General features: G+C 70.8%; 14 protein-coding genes. 11 read left to right on the plus strand and 3 right to left on the minus strand.

The genetic code is table 11. The features are described 5' to 3' along the window. Positions 1-37 precede the first annotated feature (37 nt). From AB0N59_RS14075 to AB0N59_RS14085, 3 genes are all read left to right on the plus strand, one after another. Positions 38-1,813, plus strand: a complete 1,776-nt coding sequence (locus AB0N59_RS14075; RefSeq protein WP_363484576.1) for a DUF255 domain-containing protein — start codon at positions 38-40, stop codon at positions 1,811-1,813. 170 nt (positions 1,814-1,983) lie between these two features. Then, a complete protein-coding gene (locus AB0N59_RS14080; protein WP_363484579.1) occupies positions 1,984-3,393 on the plus strand; it encodes an amino acid permease in 1,410 nt (469 codons plus the stop codon). 107 nt (positions 3,394-3,500) lie between these two features. Next, positions 3,501-4,427 (plus strand): DUF808 domain-containing protein, encoded by a 927-nt coding sequence (locus tag AB0N59_RS14085; RefSeq protein ID WP_363484582.1) that lies wholly within the window; start codon positions 3,501-3,503, stop codon positions 4,425-4,427. Between the two features lie 21 nt (positions 4,428-4,448). Here the strand turns inward: AB0N59_RS14085 and AB0N59_RS14090 are convergent, their stop codons facing one another. Then, entirely contained in the window at positions 4,449-4,667 is a 219-nt protein-coding gene (locus tag AB0N59_RS14090; RefSeq protein WP_204974184.1) for a hypothetical protein, read from the minus strand. 2 nt (positions 4,668-4,669) lie between these two features. Continuing rightward, positions 4,670-6,241, minus strand: a complete 1,572-nt coding sequence (locus AB0N59_RS14095; RefSeq protein WP_363484587.1) for a phospholipid carrier-dependent glycosyltransferase — start codon at positions 6,239-6,241, stop codon at positions 4,670-4,672. Between the two features lie 59 nt (positions 6,242-6,300). Between AB0N59_RS14095 and rsmI the strand changes: the two genes are divergently transcribed. The 5 genes from rsmI to AB0N59_RS14120 all read left to right on the plus strand — a co-directional run bounded on the left by rsmI (position 6,301) and on the right by AB0N59_RS14120 (position 11,156). Further along, entirely contained in the window at positions 6,301-7,122 is an 822-nt protein-coding gene (rsmI, locus tag AB0N59_RS14100; protein WP_363484590.1) for a 16S rRNA (cytidine(1402)-2'-O)-methyltransferase, read from the plus strand. A 94-nt stretch (positions 7,123-7,216) separates the two neighbouring features. Then, the gene (locus AB0N59_RS14105) at positions 7,217-7,828 is read left to right on the plus strand and encodes a class I SAM-dependent methyltransferase (protein WP_363484593.1); all 612 of its coding nucleotides are present in this window, start codon (positions 7,217-7,219) and stop codon (positions 7,826-7,828) included. Positions 7,829-8,036: 208 nt separating this feature from the next. Continuing rightward, positions 8,037-9,614: a methionine--tRNA ligase gene (metG, locus tag AB0N59_RS14110; RefSeq protein ID WP_363484596.1), complete on the plus strand. Its 1,578-nt coding sequence runs from the start codon at positions 8,037-8,039 to the stop codon at positions 9,612-9,614. 13 nt (positions 9,615-9,627) lie between these two features. Then, entirely contained in the window at positions 9,628-10,503 is an 876-nt protein-coding gene (locus tag AB0N59_RS14115) for a TatD family hydrolase (protein ID WP_363484599.1), read from the plus strand. Positions 10,504-10,571: 68 nt separating this feature from the next. Further along, positions 10,572-11,156, plus strand: a complete 585-nt coding sequence (locus tag AB0N59_RS14120; RefSeq protein WP_363484602.1) for a GNAT family protein — start codon at positions 10,572-10,574, stop codon at positions 11,154-11,156. Between the two features lie 9 nt (positions 11,157-11,165). On the opposite strand, the gene AB0N59_RS14125 is transcribed toward AB0N59_RS14120, so the two are convergent. Continuing rightward, positions 11,166-12,437, minus strand: coding sequence for an MFS transporter (locus tag AB0N59_RS14125; protein WP_363484605.1), 1,272 nt, complete (start codon positions 12,435-12,437; stop codon positions 11,166-11,168). Between the two features lie 44 nt (positions 12,438-12,481). Between AB0N59_RS14125 and rsmA the strand changes: the two genes are divergently transcribed. From rsmA to AB0N59_RS14140, 3 genes are read left to right on the plus strand one after another with little or no spacing between them, the layout of a single operon-like run. Beyond that, a complete protein-coding gene (gene rsmA, locus AB0N59_RS14130; protein ID WP_363484608.1) occupies positions 12,482-13,348 on the plus strand; it encodes a 16S rRNA (adenine(1518)-N(6)/adenine(1519)-N(6))-dimethyltransferase RsmA in 867 nt (288 codons plus the stop codon). Positions 13,349-13,352: 4 nt separating this feature from the next. After that, entirely contained in the window at positions 13,353-14,417 is a 1,065-nt protein-coding gene (gene mgrA, locus AB0N59_RS14135) for an L-glyceraldehyde 3-phosphate reductase (protein WP_363484611.1), read from the plus strand. Continuing rightward, complete coding sequence (locus tag AB0N59_RS14140; protein ID WP_363484614.1) at positions 14,417-15,337, plus strand: 4-(cytidine 5'-diphospho)-2-C-methyl-D-erythritol kinase; 921 nt, start codon at positions 14,417-14,419, stop codon at positions 15,335-15,337. Before mgrA ends, AB0N59_RS14140 begins: the two co-directional genes overlap by 1 nt. Positions 15,338-15,363 lie beyond the last annotated feature (26 nt).

Consider the following 15,363-nt stretch of genomic DNA (forward strand, 5'->3'; position numbering starts at 1 on the left):
GGCCCCTGGGCAGGGGGTCTCGGCGTAGCGTGGGGGAATGACGAACCGGCTCGCCGACACGCTCAGCCCCTACCTTCGCGCACACGCCGACAACCCCGTCGACTGGCATCCGTGGGGCGACGAGGCGTTCGCCGAGGCGCGGCGCCGCGATGTCCCGCTGCTCATCTCGATCGGCTACTCGACCTGCCACTGGTGCCACGTGATGGCGCGCGAGTCGTTCGCCGACGAGGCGACCGCCGCGCAGATCAACGCGGACTTCGTCGCGGTCAAGATCGACCGCGAAGAGCATCCCGACGTCGATGCCGCCTTCATGGCCGCCGCGTCCGCCTTCACCCGCAGCCTCGGCTGGCCGCTGACCGTCTTCACCACGCCCGCCGGGCGCGCCTTCTACGCCGGCACGTACTTCCCGCCGCAGGCCCGCGGCGGGATGCCGTCGTTCCGCGACGTGCTGACGGCGGTCAGCGAGGCGTGGACCGATCGCCGCGGCGAGGTGAACGAGTCGGCGGATGCTGTGGCCGACGCCCTGCGGCACGCGGCGGCCGGTGACGCCGGCGGCATGCCCGATGCGCCCGCGCTGCAGGCTGCGGCCGCGACGATCCTGCAGCGCGAGGATCGCGTGCACGGCGGCTTCGGCGGGGCGCCCAAGTTCCCGATGGCGACGACGCTGCGGTTCCTCCAGCATCCGGTCGCGGACGGCGCGGATGCCGCTCGCCGAGCCCTCGACGCGATGGCCGCGTCGGAACTGCGCGACCAGGTCGACGGCGGCTTCTTCCGCTATGCGACGCAGGGCGACTGGACGGTGCCGCACTACGAGCGGATGCTGATCGACAACGCCCAGCTGATCGACGTCGCGCTCGCCGCCGGGCGTGACGACGTCGTGCGCGGCATCGCGGGGTTCCTGCTCGGCGTGCTGCGCCGCGACCAGGGCGGGTTCGCGGCAGCGCAGGACTCGGAGTCGTGGATCGACGGCCGGCGCAGCGAGGGCGGCTACTACCGCGCGGACACCGCGACGAGGGCATCCCTCGCCCCGCCCGCCGTCGACGGCAAGGTGCTCACGGGCTGGAACGGCCTCGCGATCGGCGCGCTGGCCCGCGCCGGGGCGCGGCTGGGGGAGCGGGAGTGGGTGGACGCGGCGGCCGCGGCGGCCGAGCACGTGCTGCGGGTCAACCGCTCGTCGGCGGGGGCGATCGTGCGCTCCTCGCTCGACGGCGTCGCGGCGTCCGCCGTCGCCACCGCGGCCGACATCGGGCTGCTCGCCGACGGGCTGTTCTCGCTGGCGCTCGCCACCGGCGACGCGAACTGGGCGACGAGGGCGCTCGCGGTGCTCGACGAGCCGCTCGCCGCCGACCCCGTGCTCTCCGCGCAGGGGCTCGCGGCTGCCGGTGACGACAGCGACGGAGATCTGCCTTCGGGGCCCGCGGCGCGCGCATCCGCTCATCTCAGCGCATGGCTTCTCGGCGCGGGCGACGAGCACCGCGAGCGGGCCGTCGCGCTGTGCGCGCCGCTCGTCGGGCGCGCCCTGCAGCATCCGCTGGCGTACGGCACCCTGCTGCGCGTCTCGGCGGCGCTCGCCGGGCCCTCCCGTCAGGTCGTCGCCGTCACCTCTCGCGGCGGGGCACTCGCAGATGCCGCTCACGCGGTCGACGCCGATGTGGTCGCCGTGGTGACGCCGGCTCAGGCTCGTGCGTTCGCGGATGCCGGGTTCGCGCTCTTCGAGGGCAAGAACGCGACCGACGGTGTCGCCTACGACTGCCGCGACTTCGTATGCCGGCTTCCCACCGCGCGGCCCGAAGATCTGGCGTCTGCTCGATAGCGACCGCGGGTGCGCATTCTGATCATTGGAGGACGCGCACGCCGTGCCGCAGCGCGCACGGTGCGCGCTGATCTGGCGGCATTTTGCATCGAGGCGGCGCGCCGTTCTAGTGTTGCGCTTCGGAGCGACGCGCACGCCGCGCTTCCCGCGACCGGACGAGGAGGTCCGCCATGGCCGAGGTGCCACTGACCACGACGACCACGAAGGGCCTGCATCCCGGGCTCACCCGCCGGCAGATCTCGATGATGGGCCTCGGCGGCGCCATCGGCGCCGGTCTCTTCGTCGGGTCGGGTCAGGCGATCGGCATCGCAGGACCCGCCGTGCTCGTGTCGTACCTCATCGCCGGCACCGTCGTCATCCTCATCATGGCGATGCTGGCCGAGATGGTCGCCGCTCGCCCCAGCTCCGGCGCCTTCAGCTCGTTCGCGCAGCGCGCCATGGGCCGCAGCGCCGGCAGCGCCGTCGGGTGGCTCTACTGGATCCAGCTCGTGGTGGTGATCGCCGCCGAGGCGACGGGCGCCGCGGGCATCATCGAGGGCTGGGTTCCCGGCATGCCGGCCTGGCTGTGGGTGCTCATCTTCGTCGCCGCACTGACCGCGGTGAATCTGTTCGGCGTGCGCAACTACGGCCGCTTCGAGTTCTGGTTCGCGGCGATCAAGGTGTTCGCCATCATCGCGTTCCTCGTGGTGGGCGCGTGCGCGATCCTCGGCTTCATCCCCGGCGTCGCCGCGACGGGCATCGGCAACCTCGTCGACCACGGCGGCTTCGCACCGCGCGGCATCGCCGGAATCGCCGCCGCGCTGCTGGTCGTCGTCTTCGCCTTCGGCGGCACCGAGGTCGTCGCGATCGCCGCCGCCGAGTCCGACGACCCGGCGCGCAACATCAAGCGCATCGTGCGCGAGGTCATGGTGCGCATCCTCGTGTTCTACCTGGGCTCGATCTTCGTGATCGTCGCCGTGCTGCCGTGGAACTCGCCCGAGGTGCTCGACGGTCCGTTCTCGGCCGTGCTGTCCACCCTGCGCGTGCCCGGCGTCGACCTCGTGATGTCGCTCATCGTCGTGATGGCGCTGCTGTCGGCCATGAACGCGAACATCTACGGCGCCTCGCGCATGGCCTACTCGCTCGGCGAGCGGGGGCTGGCGCCGCTGGCATCCACCCGCACGAGCGCCGCCGGCGTGCCCTACGTCGCCGTGCTCGCGTCGGTCGCCTTCGGCTTCGTCACCGTCGTGCTCAACTGGGCCTTCCCCGAGACCGTCATGGGGCTGCTGCTGAACATCGTCGGATCGACCGTGCTCATCATCTGGACCGCGACCGCGGTCTCGCAGATCATCCTGCGCCGCCGCGCCGACCGCGACGGCGAGGCGCTGCCGATGCGCATGTGGGGCTTCCCGTGGCTGTCGTGGGCTGCGCTCGTGCTGCTCGCGCTGATCATCTCGCTCGCGATGATCGATCCGGCGGCGCGCACCCAGCTGCTGCTCACGCTGGCGCTCACGGCGGCTCTGCTCGGCCTCTCCCGGCTGACGAGGGGGCGCTCGCGCCAGGGCGTGATCAAGCAGACCGACGACACGTCGGCCGGCTAGGCGACCCGCGGGGCCGCCCGTCCGCGGCGATTCTCCTGGCGGCCGCGCGAGCACAGTAGTCTTGCAGGCCGGAGCGCGCTCACCGAGCGTGCGGGGGAGGAGCCCGAATGTCGGTTGGTCTGCTGGCGGTCGTCGACGACATCCTGAGCGCCGCGATGAAGGCGTCCGCGAAGGCTGCGGGCGTCGTCATAGACGACGCCGCCGTCACGCCGCAGTACGTGCAGGGGCTGACGCCCGCGCGCGAGCTGCCGGTCGTGGGCAAGATCGCCCTCGGGTCGATCGCGAACAAGTTCCTCATCATCATCCCCATCGCGATGCTGCTGACCGCCTTCGCGCCGTGGGTGCTGCCCTATCTGCTGATCATCGGAGGCACGTACCTGTGCTTCGAGGGCGCCGAGAAGGTGCTCGAGTGGTTCGGCTTCGGTCACGGGCACGACGACGAGGGGGCGCGCGATGAGAAGCGGCTGGTGTGGGGTGCGATCCGCACCGACCTGATCCTGTCGACCGAGATCATGCTCATCTCGCTCGCGAGCCTCGATCCCGGTCTGGGCATCTGGCAGACCCTGGGCGTGCTGGCCGTGATCGCCCTGCTGATGACGGGAGTCGTGTACGGGGCGGTCGCCCTGCTCGTCAAGCTCGACGACATCGGACTGCGCATGGCGAAGAACCCTGCGCGCAATGTGCGGCACACGGGCACCCGCATCGTGCGGTCGATGCCGGCCGTGTTCCGCGTGATCAGCGTCGTCGGCACGGTCGCGATGCTGTGGGTGGGCGGTCACCTGGTGGTCGTGAACCTCGGGGAGGTCGGGTGGCATGCCCCCGCCGACCTGCTGCACGGCGTCGACGAGCTGCTCGCCTCGCTGGGCGGCTTCGTCGTCTGGCTCGGCAACACCGCGATGTCCGCCGTCGCCGGCATGCTCGTCGGCCTGGTGGTCGTCGGCGTGGTGCTGCTGATCGGCAGGCTGATGGGCAAGCGGCCCACGTTCGACGAGGCGCACCGCGCGGGCCACACAGCCCCTGAGACGGTGGCCTGACCGAGCTCGGCTCGGCCCGGCTCAGCCGGCGTTGCGCGGATGCCGCCGAGCGGCCCGCTCGTTGCCCCGGCGGTAGTCGCCGGTGAGACGGGCCATCAGCAGCTGCGGATCGTCCGTCTCGACGCGGCTGAGGAAGTCGGCCGCTCGCGCGCCGCGCAGGGTGGCCGCCCGGATGCCGTGATGCAGGATCACGACCTCGTCGCCTCGGACGCGGTGCTCGAACCCGTGCGGTGAGGGCATGGTCAGATCCAGCCGGGAAGCCAGTTGTGGATGAGCCAGAACGGGTAGGGCACACTCATGCCCGTCCACACGGGGTAGAAGAACGCCGAGACGAGCACGACCACCACCAGATACACCGCCACGATGTGCTGACCGGCCTTCCGGCGGTGCAGCGGATCGGTCCGCCGTCCGGCGAGATCGCGCAGCGCGACGGCGAGCGCGAGGACGACGAAGGGCAGCATCACGACCGTGTAGAACTGGAAGATCGTGCGGTTCGGCACGAGCAGCCACGGCACATAGGTGGCCAGCAGGCCCACCAGAGCGGCCGTGTGCAGCGGGCCCGCCGGCGCACGGTCGATCAGACCTCGCACGAAGCGGTACAGCAGGTAGACGGCCGCGATGACGCCGCCGTACCAGATGAGCGGATTCGGCACCGACGAGATCACCGCGATGCAGTGATCGGTGCCGCAGTCGGCCGGCTCCGAGCCGACCCAGATCGCGGTCGGGCGCAGCAGCAGAGGCCACTGCCACGCCGGGCTGGCATAGGCGTGCGGCGTCGCGAGCCCGATGTGGAAGCCGTACATCGACGCGTGATACTTCCAGAGCGCCACCAGGGGGTTGGCATCGGCGCCGCGGTCGTAGCCGCCCGACGTCACGAGCCACCCGCTCCACGAGACCAGGTACGTCAGCATCGCAGGGCCCACCATCAGCAGGAACGACACCGGACCCTGTCGCAGCACGGCGTCGGTCGGCCACAGCGGAACGTTCGCGCGGCGACGGGCCAGGGCGTCGCTGACCACGGCGTAGAGGCCGAACACGGCGAGTGCGTACAGACCCGACCACTTCACGGCCGACGCGGCTCCCAGTGCGACGCCCGCGGCGATCAGCCACGGCCTCGACCACAGCACGGGCCCGATCAGCCGCTCGGGTGCATCATCGGCATCCGCCCTGCGCTGGGCGACGATCCGCGCGTCGAGCAGCGGCAGCGACCGGTTGCGATCCAGCAGCACGAACAGGAAGCCGACCAGGATGAAGAAGGTGAGGGCGCCGTCGAGCAGCGCGATTCGGCTCAGCACGATGCCGAGCCCGTCGACGGCGAGCAGGCCGCCCGCGATGGTGGCGAACACACGGGAGCGGGTCAGGTGCAGGGCGACCAGATACAGCACGAGCACGGTCAGCGAGCCGAGCACGGCCGTCGTCAGCCGCCAGCCGACGCTCGAACCGGGACCCAGCAGGGCCATGCCGATCGCGATGATCCACTTGCCGAGCGGCGGATGCACGACGTACGAGCCGGCGGTCTGCATCGCGGAGTCGTCGCCCTTCGGCAGCGCGGCGTCGGCGCCGTCGCCCCACTTGCCCTCGTAGCCGAGGTTCCACAGCGACCAGGCGTCTTTCACGTAGTACGTCTCGTCGAACATGATCTCGTGCGGGTGGCCGAGGTTCGTCAGACGCAGCACGGCGGCGAGAAGGGTGACGAGCAGAGGGGCGAGCCAGCCGAGAGCTCGGGCACGCGCGGCATCCGCACGGCCCCAGGCCGCGACGCGCTCTCCGCGCGTCGCGGGGCGAGACGGCGTCGACGGTGCGGGCAGGGTCACCTGATCAGCCTAGGCAATCACCTTCGGATCGGCCGACGGCGCCCGCCTAAGCTGGTCGGGTGATCATCCTCGCGGCGACCCCGATCGGCAATCTCGGCGACGCCTCCCGCCGTCTGATCGAGGTGCTCGAGAACGCCGAGGTCGTCGCCGCAGAAGACACCCGCACGACCCAGCGGCTGCTGCAGGCGCTGAAGATCGAGAACCGTCCTCGGCTGATCGCGCTGCACGACCACAACGAGAAGCACAAGGCCGCCGAGCTGGCGCAGCTCGCCGAGCAGCAGGATGTGGTGGTCGTCAGCGATGCGGGGATGCCCGCGGTGAGCGACCCCGGCTACGGGGTCGTCGCCGCCGCGGTCGAGCGCGGCGTGACCGTCACGGCGATCCCCGGGCCGAGCGCGGTGCTCATGGCCCTCGCGATCTCGGGGCTGCCCACCGATCGCTTCACGTTCGAGGGTTTCCTTCCGCGGAAGCCGGGGGAGCGCCGCTTGATGCTGGGCGCGCTGGCGAGCGAGCCGCGCACGATGGTGTTCTTCGAGTCCCCTTCGCGGCTCGCGTCTTCGCTCGCCGACATGGGAGCGGCGTTCGGCGCGGACCGGCGCATCGCGGTCTGCCGGGAGCTCACCAAGCTGTACGAAGAGGTGCGCCGCGGCACCGCGTCGGACCTCGTCGCCTGGGCCGAGCAGGGCGTCAAGGGCGAGATCGTCGTGGTCGTCGACGGCGCGGCCCCTGTCTCGGTCTCGGCGGACGACGCGCTGGCGCAGGTGCAGGCGCTCGTGGCATCCGGCACCCGGCTCAAAGACGCCTGCGCCGAGGTCGCCGCCGCCACAGGCCTGTCGTCGCGCGACCTGTACCAGGCAGCCCTCGCCGCGAAGCGGGCATGAGGCGCAGTGTGCTGAGCGCACCGCATCGCGTCGGGCGCACCGCCTGCCGACGCCGGCATGTGGTGCACTCGACGGCAACCGGTACGGTCGGCGCGTGACCGATGAGATGATCTCCGCCGCGTACGACGCACGAGCGGAGGAGTACGCCGCGCTGATCGGCGACATCGCGCAGACGGATGCCCGTGACCGTGCGCTCATCGCCGCGTGGCGCGATGCGACGCAGGGGCGGCTGCTGGATGCGGGATGCGGGCCGGGTCTGTGGACGCGGTTCCTCCACGACGGCGGCCGCGCCGTGCTCGGCGTCGACCTGTCGGAGGAGTTCGTCGCGCGGGCCCGCCTGCGGCATCCGGACCTCGAGTTCCACCACGGCTCGTTCGCCGCACTCCCGCTGGCAGACGCGTCGCTCGGCGGCATCCTCGCCTGGTACTCGCTGATCCACACGCCTCCCGAGGCGCTTCCCGCGGTCCTCTCCGAGTTCGCCCGGGTGACGGCGCCCGGCGGCAGCATCCTGATCGGCTTCTTCGACGGACCGGCGCGCGAGTCGTTCGACCACGCCGTCACGACGGCGTACTACTGGACCCCGGATGCCCTGCAGCCGCTGCTCGCGCAGGCGGGCTTCACCGTCACGGTCGCCGAGCGCCGCGCGCGCACTCCCGGCGAGCCCAGCGCTCGTCCGCACGCCTCCCTCACCGCCACCCGCACCTGACCCGATCGTCTTCGTGCGGTTCGCGCGGAGATGTGCGCTCCGCGCGGATGAATCAGCGCATTCTCTCCGCGGCAGGCGCACATCTCCGCGGCAGGCTCGCACACCCTGCGCCCGGCACCCGCCCCGCAGCGCTCCGGCCACGAGCATCCGGATTCCTAACCAGGTCACGAATCAGAACGGCCCGCCGTTCCCGCCTAGAATCGATCGCATGCCCGCAGGCGAATCGTTCTACATCACCACGCCCATCTACTACCCGTCCGACGTGCCGCACATCGGCCACGGGTACACGACGGTGGCCGTCGACACCCTGTCGCGCTGGCACCGCCAGGCGGGTGATGACGCATGGATGCTGACCGGCACCGACGAGCACGGTCAGAAGATGCTGCGTGCGGCCGCGGCGAACAACGTCACCCCGCAGGAGTGGGTCGACAAGCTGGTCGGCGAGAGCTGGTTCCCGCTGCTCGAGACCCTCGACGTCGCGAACGACGACTTCATCCGCACCACGCAGGAGCGGCATGAGAAGAACGTGCAGGTCTTCTTCCAGAAGCTGTACGACGCGGGCTACATCTACGCCGGCGAGTACGAGGCGCTGTACTGCGTCGGCTGCGAGGAGTTCAAGCCCGAATCCGAGATCGTCGACGGCACCGGGCCGTTCGAGGGGCTGAAGGTCTGCGCGATCCACTCGAAGCCGCTCGAGCTGCTGCAGGAGAAGAACTACTTCTTCAAGCTCAGCGAGTTCCAGGACCGCCTGCTCGAGCTGTACAAGACCCAGCCCGACTTCGTGCGCCCCGACTCGGCGCGCAACGAGGTCGTCTCGTTCGTGAGCCAGGGTCTGAAGGACCTGTCGATCTCGCGGTCGACGTTCGACTGGGGCATCCCGCTGCCGTGGGACGAGTCGCACGTCATCTACGTGTGGGTCGACGCTCTGCTCAACTACGCCACCGCCGTCGGCTACGGCGAGGACGACGAGAACTTCGCCCGTCGCTGGCCCGCGTACCACGTGGTCGGCAAGGACATCCTGCGCTTCCACGCCGTCATCTGGCCCGCGCTGCTGATGGCCGCAGGGCTCGAGGTGCCGAAGGGCATCTTCGCGCACGGCTGGCTTCTGGTCGGCGGCGAGAAGATGTCGAAGTCGAAGCTGACCGGCATCGCGCCCACCGAGATCACCGACGTGTTCGGATCGGACGCCTACCGCTTCTACTTCCTCTCGGCGATCGCGTTCGGGCAGGACGGCTCGTTCTCGTGGGAGGACCTCTCGGCCCGCTACCAGGCGGAGCTCGCCAACGGCTTCGGCAACCTGGCTTCGCGCACGGTCGCGATGATCCAGAAGTACTTCGACGGCGTCGTGCCGGCGCCGTCCGAGTACACCGAGCGCGACCTCGTGGTGCAGAAGAAGGTGGCGGATGCCGCGGCCGCGGCCGATGCGGCGATCGAGAGCTTCCGCATCGACGAGGCCATCGACGCGATCTGGACGATCGTCGACGACCTGAACCTGTACATCACCGAGAACGAGCCGTGGGCCCTGGCGCGCGACGACGAGCAGCGTGAGCGTCTGGGCACCGTGCTGTACACCTGTGCGGAGGGGCTGCGTGCGCTGGCCGTGCTGCTCTCGCCGGTGATGCCCCAGTCGACCGCGAAGCTGTGGGGCGCCCTCGGCGTCGAAGGCTCGCTCGGCGAGATCACGGCTCAGCCGATCCGCGAGGCGGGCACCTGGGGTGCGCTGCAGCCAGGCACGACCGTGTCGACGCTCGCGCCGCTGTTCCCGCGCGTCGAGCAGACCGCCTGACCAGCGAGGCGAGATGGCCGACACGTACGTGCAGCGCCGCGATGCCGACGGCCGCAAAGACCTGCGTTACCCGCCGGCTCCCGAGCCGCTGACCGTCGCGGTCTACGACAACCACGCGCACCTCGAGATCACCGACGGCGTCGAGCCGCTCTCGCTCGCGGAGCAGCTGGATCGCGCGGCCGAGGTCGGCATCGCCGGCGTCGTGCAGGCGTCGGGCGACATCGAGTCGTCGCGCTGGGCGGTGGAGGCCGCCGCATCCGACCCTCGGGTGCTCGCAGCCGTCGCCATCCACCCGAACGACGCGCCGACGTACTCGGCTGAGGGCCGCCTCGATGAGGCCATCTCCGTGATCGACGAGCTCGCGGCGCATCCGCGCGCCCGTGCGATCGGCGAGACCGGGCTCGACTACTTCCGCACCGACGAGGCCGGTCGCCCCGCGCAGCACGAGTCGTTCGAGGCCCACATCGCGCTGGCGAAGAAGCACGGCATCGCGATGCAGATCCACGACCGCGATGCACACGACGACGTGCTCGAGACCCTGGCGCGCGTCGGCGCACCAGAGAAGACGGTCTTCCACTGCTTCTCGGGTGACGATGCGATGGCGCGGATCGCTGCGGATGCCGGATACTGGCTCTCGTTCGCCGGCAACGTCACGTTCAAGAACGCCCAGAACCTGCGCGATGCGCTCGCCGTCACACCGCTCGATCGGATCCTGGTCGAGACCGACGCGCCGTTCCTCACTCCGGTGCCGCTGCGCGGCCGCCCCAACGCGCCCTATCTGGTGCCGATCACGGTGCGCTTCATGGCTGCCGAGCTCGACGTCGACGTCGATGAGCTGTGTGCGCAGCTCGCCGCCAACACGCTGGCGGTGTACGGCTCGTTCGCGTGACCCCGGCGGTCGCACCCGCGCGGCAGGCGTGGCAACGGCGTGAAGCACCCGTCCCGTAGCCTGGACGGGTGCGCTTTGCCGATGAGATCACCCTGGATGACGGACGCGTGCGGCTCGAGCCGCTCGGCCACCAGCACGCGGACGACCTGAGCCGAGCCGCGGCGACGCTCACCCCCGCCTGGTACACCTCGGTGCCGAGCGCCGACGAGGTGCCGGCCGAGATCGACCGCCGGCTCGCACTGCGCGACGCGGGAGCGATGAACCCGTTCGCCGTCCGCCGGCTGCAGAGCGGAGAGGTCGTCGGCATGACGACGTTCTGCACCATCGATCAGCCGAACCGCCGGGTCGAGATCGGCTACACCTGGCTCGGCGCCGCCGCGCAGGGCACCGAGGTGAACCCGGCCATGAAGCGCCTCATGCTCGGGCACGCCTTCGACGCATGCGACGCGATCGCCGTGTCGCTGCTGACGCACTTCCACAACAGGCAGTCGCGTGCCGCGATCGAGCGGCTCGGCGCCAAGCTCGACGGCATCCTGCGCAATCACCGCATCATGCCCGACGGATCGCTGCGCGACACCGCGAACTACTCGATCCTTCCGCACGAGTGGCCGGCGGTGCGCAACGGCCTCGACGCGCGGCTCGCGGGCCGCTGAGCGACGAGCTCACGCCGTCGCGGCGGCTCCTTCATCGAGCGCCGGCTTCGCGGCGGCGATGTGCGAGATCTGCCGCCACATCAGCAGCAGCGTGATCGCCGAGCCCGCGAACGCGAACCACCACGGGGCGGTGAGCCCCCAGGTCTGCGCCAGCACGCCGCCGAGCGCCTGGCCGAGCACCATGCCGCCGAAGACCCCGACCATGTTCACCGAGCCCACCCGGCCCTGCAGCTCGTGCGGCACCAGCCGCTGCCGCACGGTCGTCGAGATCGTGCCCCAGACGAAGGCGTACGCCCCGAACCCGAACATGATCACCAGGGCGACGACGCCGTTCGTGGTCAGCGCGAACGCGAGGTGCATGAGAACCTCGAGCGACAGACACACCTTCATGATGGTGGCGAACGAGACGTGCCTCTCGAGCCATCCGAAGCTCAGCGTGCCGAGCAGGCCGCCGATCGCCGAGGCGGTCGTCAGCGCGCCGAAGCCCACCGGGCCCATGCCCAGGTGCTCTGTGGCGTAGAGCACGAGGATGCCCCAGGGCGCAGCCCACGTGACGTTGAACGCGAGGATGATGACGATCAGCGTGCGCACGGGCTTGTTGTGCCACGCCCAGCGCAGCCCCTCGCCGATCTCGGTGTGCACGGGCTTCTTCTCGGCCGTCTCGACCGCACCCGATCGCGGAGGCACCGGCTGCCGGGAGATCCGCGAGATCAGCACGAGCGCCATCGACACCGCGAGCACCTGCGCGAGGAAGGGCCAGAACGATCCGACGGCGAACAGGAAGGCCCCGAGAGGCGGACCGGCCAGCTGATTCGCGACGAGGAACCCGGCCTGCAGGCGCGCGTTGCCGATGCCGAGGTCGGCCGGCTTCACCATCATCGGCAGCAGCGTGCTCGTGCTCGTGTCGGCGAAGACCTCTGCCGTGCCGTACAGGAACGACACGACCAGCACGATCGCGATGTTCGCGGTGCCGGTCACGAGGAAGGCGACGAGACCGGCGACGACGAGGGCCCGGATGCCGTGCGCGAGCATCACGAGCATCCGCCGCTCGACGCGGTCGGCGATCGCGCCCGCGTGCAGACCGAACAGCAGCCACGGCAGGAACTGCAGCATGGCGCCCGAGGCGACCAGGACGGGCGACGAGGTCATCGAGGCGATCAGCAGGGGAGAGGCGGCGAGGGCGATGCCGTCGCCGATGTTGCTCGTCCACGCGGCCGACATCAGCCAGCGGAAATCGCCGCCCAGGCGGCGCGGGGCGATGAGCTCTCCGAGTGCGGTCACTCGCACGATCTTAGGGGCGGGGCGGGATGCGCGAGAATGGACGCATGACCGTCTCCCTGCTCGGCGCCACCGAGATCCGCCGTCTTGCCGCCGAGCTCGACGTCACCCCCACGAAGAAGCTGGGGCAGAACTTCGTCGTCGACGCGAACACGGTGCGCAAGATCGTCACCGCGGCGGGCGTGCAGGCGGGCGAGCGCGTCGTCGAGATCGGTCCGGGGCTCGGTTCGCTGACCCTGGCGATCCTCGAGACCGGAGCATCCGTCACCGCCGTCGAGATCGACCATCGTCTGGCCGAGCGGCTGCCGCAGACCGCCCGGGAGCGGGGAGTGGCCGACGGCGCCCTGACAGTGGTGGATGCCGACGCCATGCGCGTCACCGAGCTGCCCGGCGAGCCCACCGTGCTCGTCGCCAATCTTCCCTACAACGTCTCGGTGCCCGTGCTGCTGCATTTCCTCGAGACGTTCACCTACCTGCAGCGCGGCGTCGTGATGGTGCAGGCCGAGGTCGCCGAGCGCCTCGCCGCCAAGCCCGGTTCGAAGATCTACGGCGCCCCGAGCGTCAAGGCCGCCTGGTACGGACCGTGGCGGCTGTGCGGCACCGTCTCCCGTCAGGTTTTCTGGCCGGTGCCGAACGTCGACAGCCTTCTCGTCGGCTTCGTGCGCGATGAGCTCCCGCGCGGCGATGAGGACGAGCGCCGGCGCACCTTCGAGATCGTCGACGCGGCCTTCAACCAGCGGCGCAAGATGCTGCGCCAGGCGCTCTCGGGTCTCTACGGCGGGTCTGCTGCGGCATCCGCCGTGCTCGAAGCGGCCGGCGTCGCCCCGACCGCCCGCGGTGAGGACCTCACGGTCGACGACTACCACCGCATCGCGCGCGTCCAGCCCGATGCCGTCCCCGTGCCGATAGCCTGACAGCGTGACCGAACCGCGCTTCCGCCCCGACGTCCCCGAGATCCACCGGCCGTATGTCGCTGCCGCGGATCGCTACCAGCGCTTCGAGTACCGCCAGGTCGGCACGAGCGGACTCTACCTGCCGCCGATCGCGCTGGGCCTGTGGTGGAACTTCGGCGACAACATCCCCCTCGACAACCAGCGCGAGCTGCTTCGCCACGCGTTCGACAGCGGCATCACGCACTTCGATCTGGCGAACAACTACGGCCCGCCGTACGGCTCGGCCGAGAAGAACTTCGGTCGCATTTTCGCAGAGGACCTGCGGCCGTACCGCGACGAGCTGATCATCTCGTCGAAGGCCGGGTGGGACATGTGGCCGGGGCCGTACGGCGACCTCGGCAGCCGCAAGTACATCCTCGCCAGCGCCGAGCAGTCGCTCACCCGCATGGGGCTGGAGTACGTCGACATCTTCTACTCGCATCGGGTCGACCCGGTGACCCCGGTGGAGGAGACGATCGGAGCGCTCGACACGCTCGTGCGTCAGGGCAAGGCGCTCTACGTCGGCATCTCGTCGTACAGCGCCGAGCGCACCGAGGCGGCGGTCGCCGTGGCCCGCGAACTCGGCACGCCCCTGGTGATCCACCAGCCCTCGTACTCGATCCTCAACCGCTGGATCGAGGACGGTCTCACCGACACCCTGCGCTCGACCGGCGTGGGCGCGATCGCCTTCACGCCCCTGGCCCAGGGACTGCTCACCGGCAAGTACCTCGGTGACGGCACGGCCGAACGGGCTCAGAAGCGCAGGTCTCTGCCCGACCGACCCCTCTCGGAGGAGGGGCTGGCCGTGCTCAGGGGCTTGAACGACATCGCCGCGGATCGCGGGCAGACGCTGGCGCAGATGGCGCTGCAGTGGACGCTGCGCGACCCTGTCGTCGTCTCGGCGCTCATCGGCGCCTCGCGCCCCGAGCAGCTCGACGAGAACATCGCGGCGCTCGACGGCCCGGAGTTCAGCGACGATGAGCTCACGGCGATCGATGTCCTCGCGCACGGGGTCGACGTGAACCTCTGGTCCGTGTCGTCGGAGCTGTGATGGCATCACGACCCGTGCACGTGCGGGCCCCTGGCAAGATCAACGTCTACCTCGGTGTCGGTCCTCGCCACGACGACGGCTACCACTCGCTCGCGACGGTCTTCCAGGCGGTGTCGCTGTACGAGGACGTCTATGCGAGCCCCTCGGACGCCTTCACCCTCGAGGTCGACGGAGACGTCGACGTCTCGGGTGTGCCCCTCGACGACCGCAACCTGGCGATGCGCGCGGCGAAGCTGCTCGCGCAGACCGCGGGGGTGGATGCCGGGGTGCACCTGCGCATCCGCAAGGGCGTGCCTGTGGCGGGCGGAATGGGCGGCGGGTCGGCCGACGCCGCCGCCGCGCTGGTCGCGTGCGACGCGCTGTGGGGGACCGAGCTCGGCGCCCACCGGCTGCATGAGCTGGCCGCGCGGCTCGGCGCGGATGTGCCGTTCGCGCTGTACGGCGGAACCGCGGTCGGCGCCGGCCGAGGCGACGAGCTCACGCCCGCGCTGGCCCGCGGGCGGTTCGACTGGGTGCTCGTGCTGAGCGAGCAGGGCCTGTCGACCCCGGCCGTGTACGGCCAGCTCGACCTCCTGCGTGCGCAGGACGGCGCCGTGGCCGACGATCCGCCGATGTCGCTCGACGTGCCGCTTCCCGTGCTGCAGGCGCTGCGTGCGGGGGATGCCCGTGATCTCGCCCCCGCTCTGCTGAACGATCTCGAGGTCGCGGCGGTGGTCGACCGGCCCGACCTCACGTCGACCCTCGTCGACGGCATCCGGTTCGGCGCCCTGGGCGCGATCGTCTCGGGCTCCGGCCCGACGATCGCTCTGCTGTGCGACGGGCCGGATCAGGCGCGTCTGGTGCAGGATCTGCTGCGCGACACCAGCCGCACGGCGCTGCACGTGCACGGGCCGGTGCCCGGCGCCCGCCTGATGGGGTGATCGCCGGGCACCGGCCCGTGAGTGCG

It is taken from the genome of Microbacterium sp. NPDC089321, from assembly GCF_040684935.1.
Classification (GTDB): domain Bacteria; phylum Actinomycetota; class Actinomycetes; order Actinomycetales; family Microbacteriaceae; genus Microbacterium.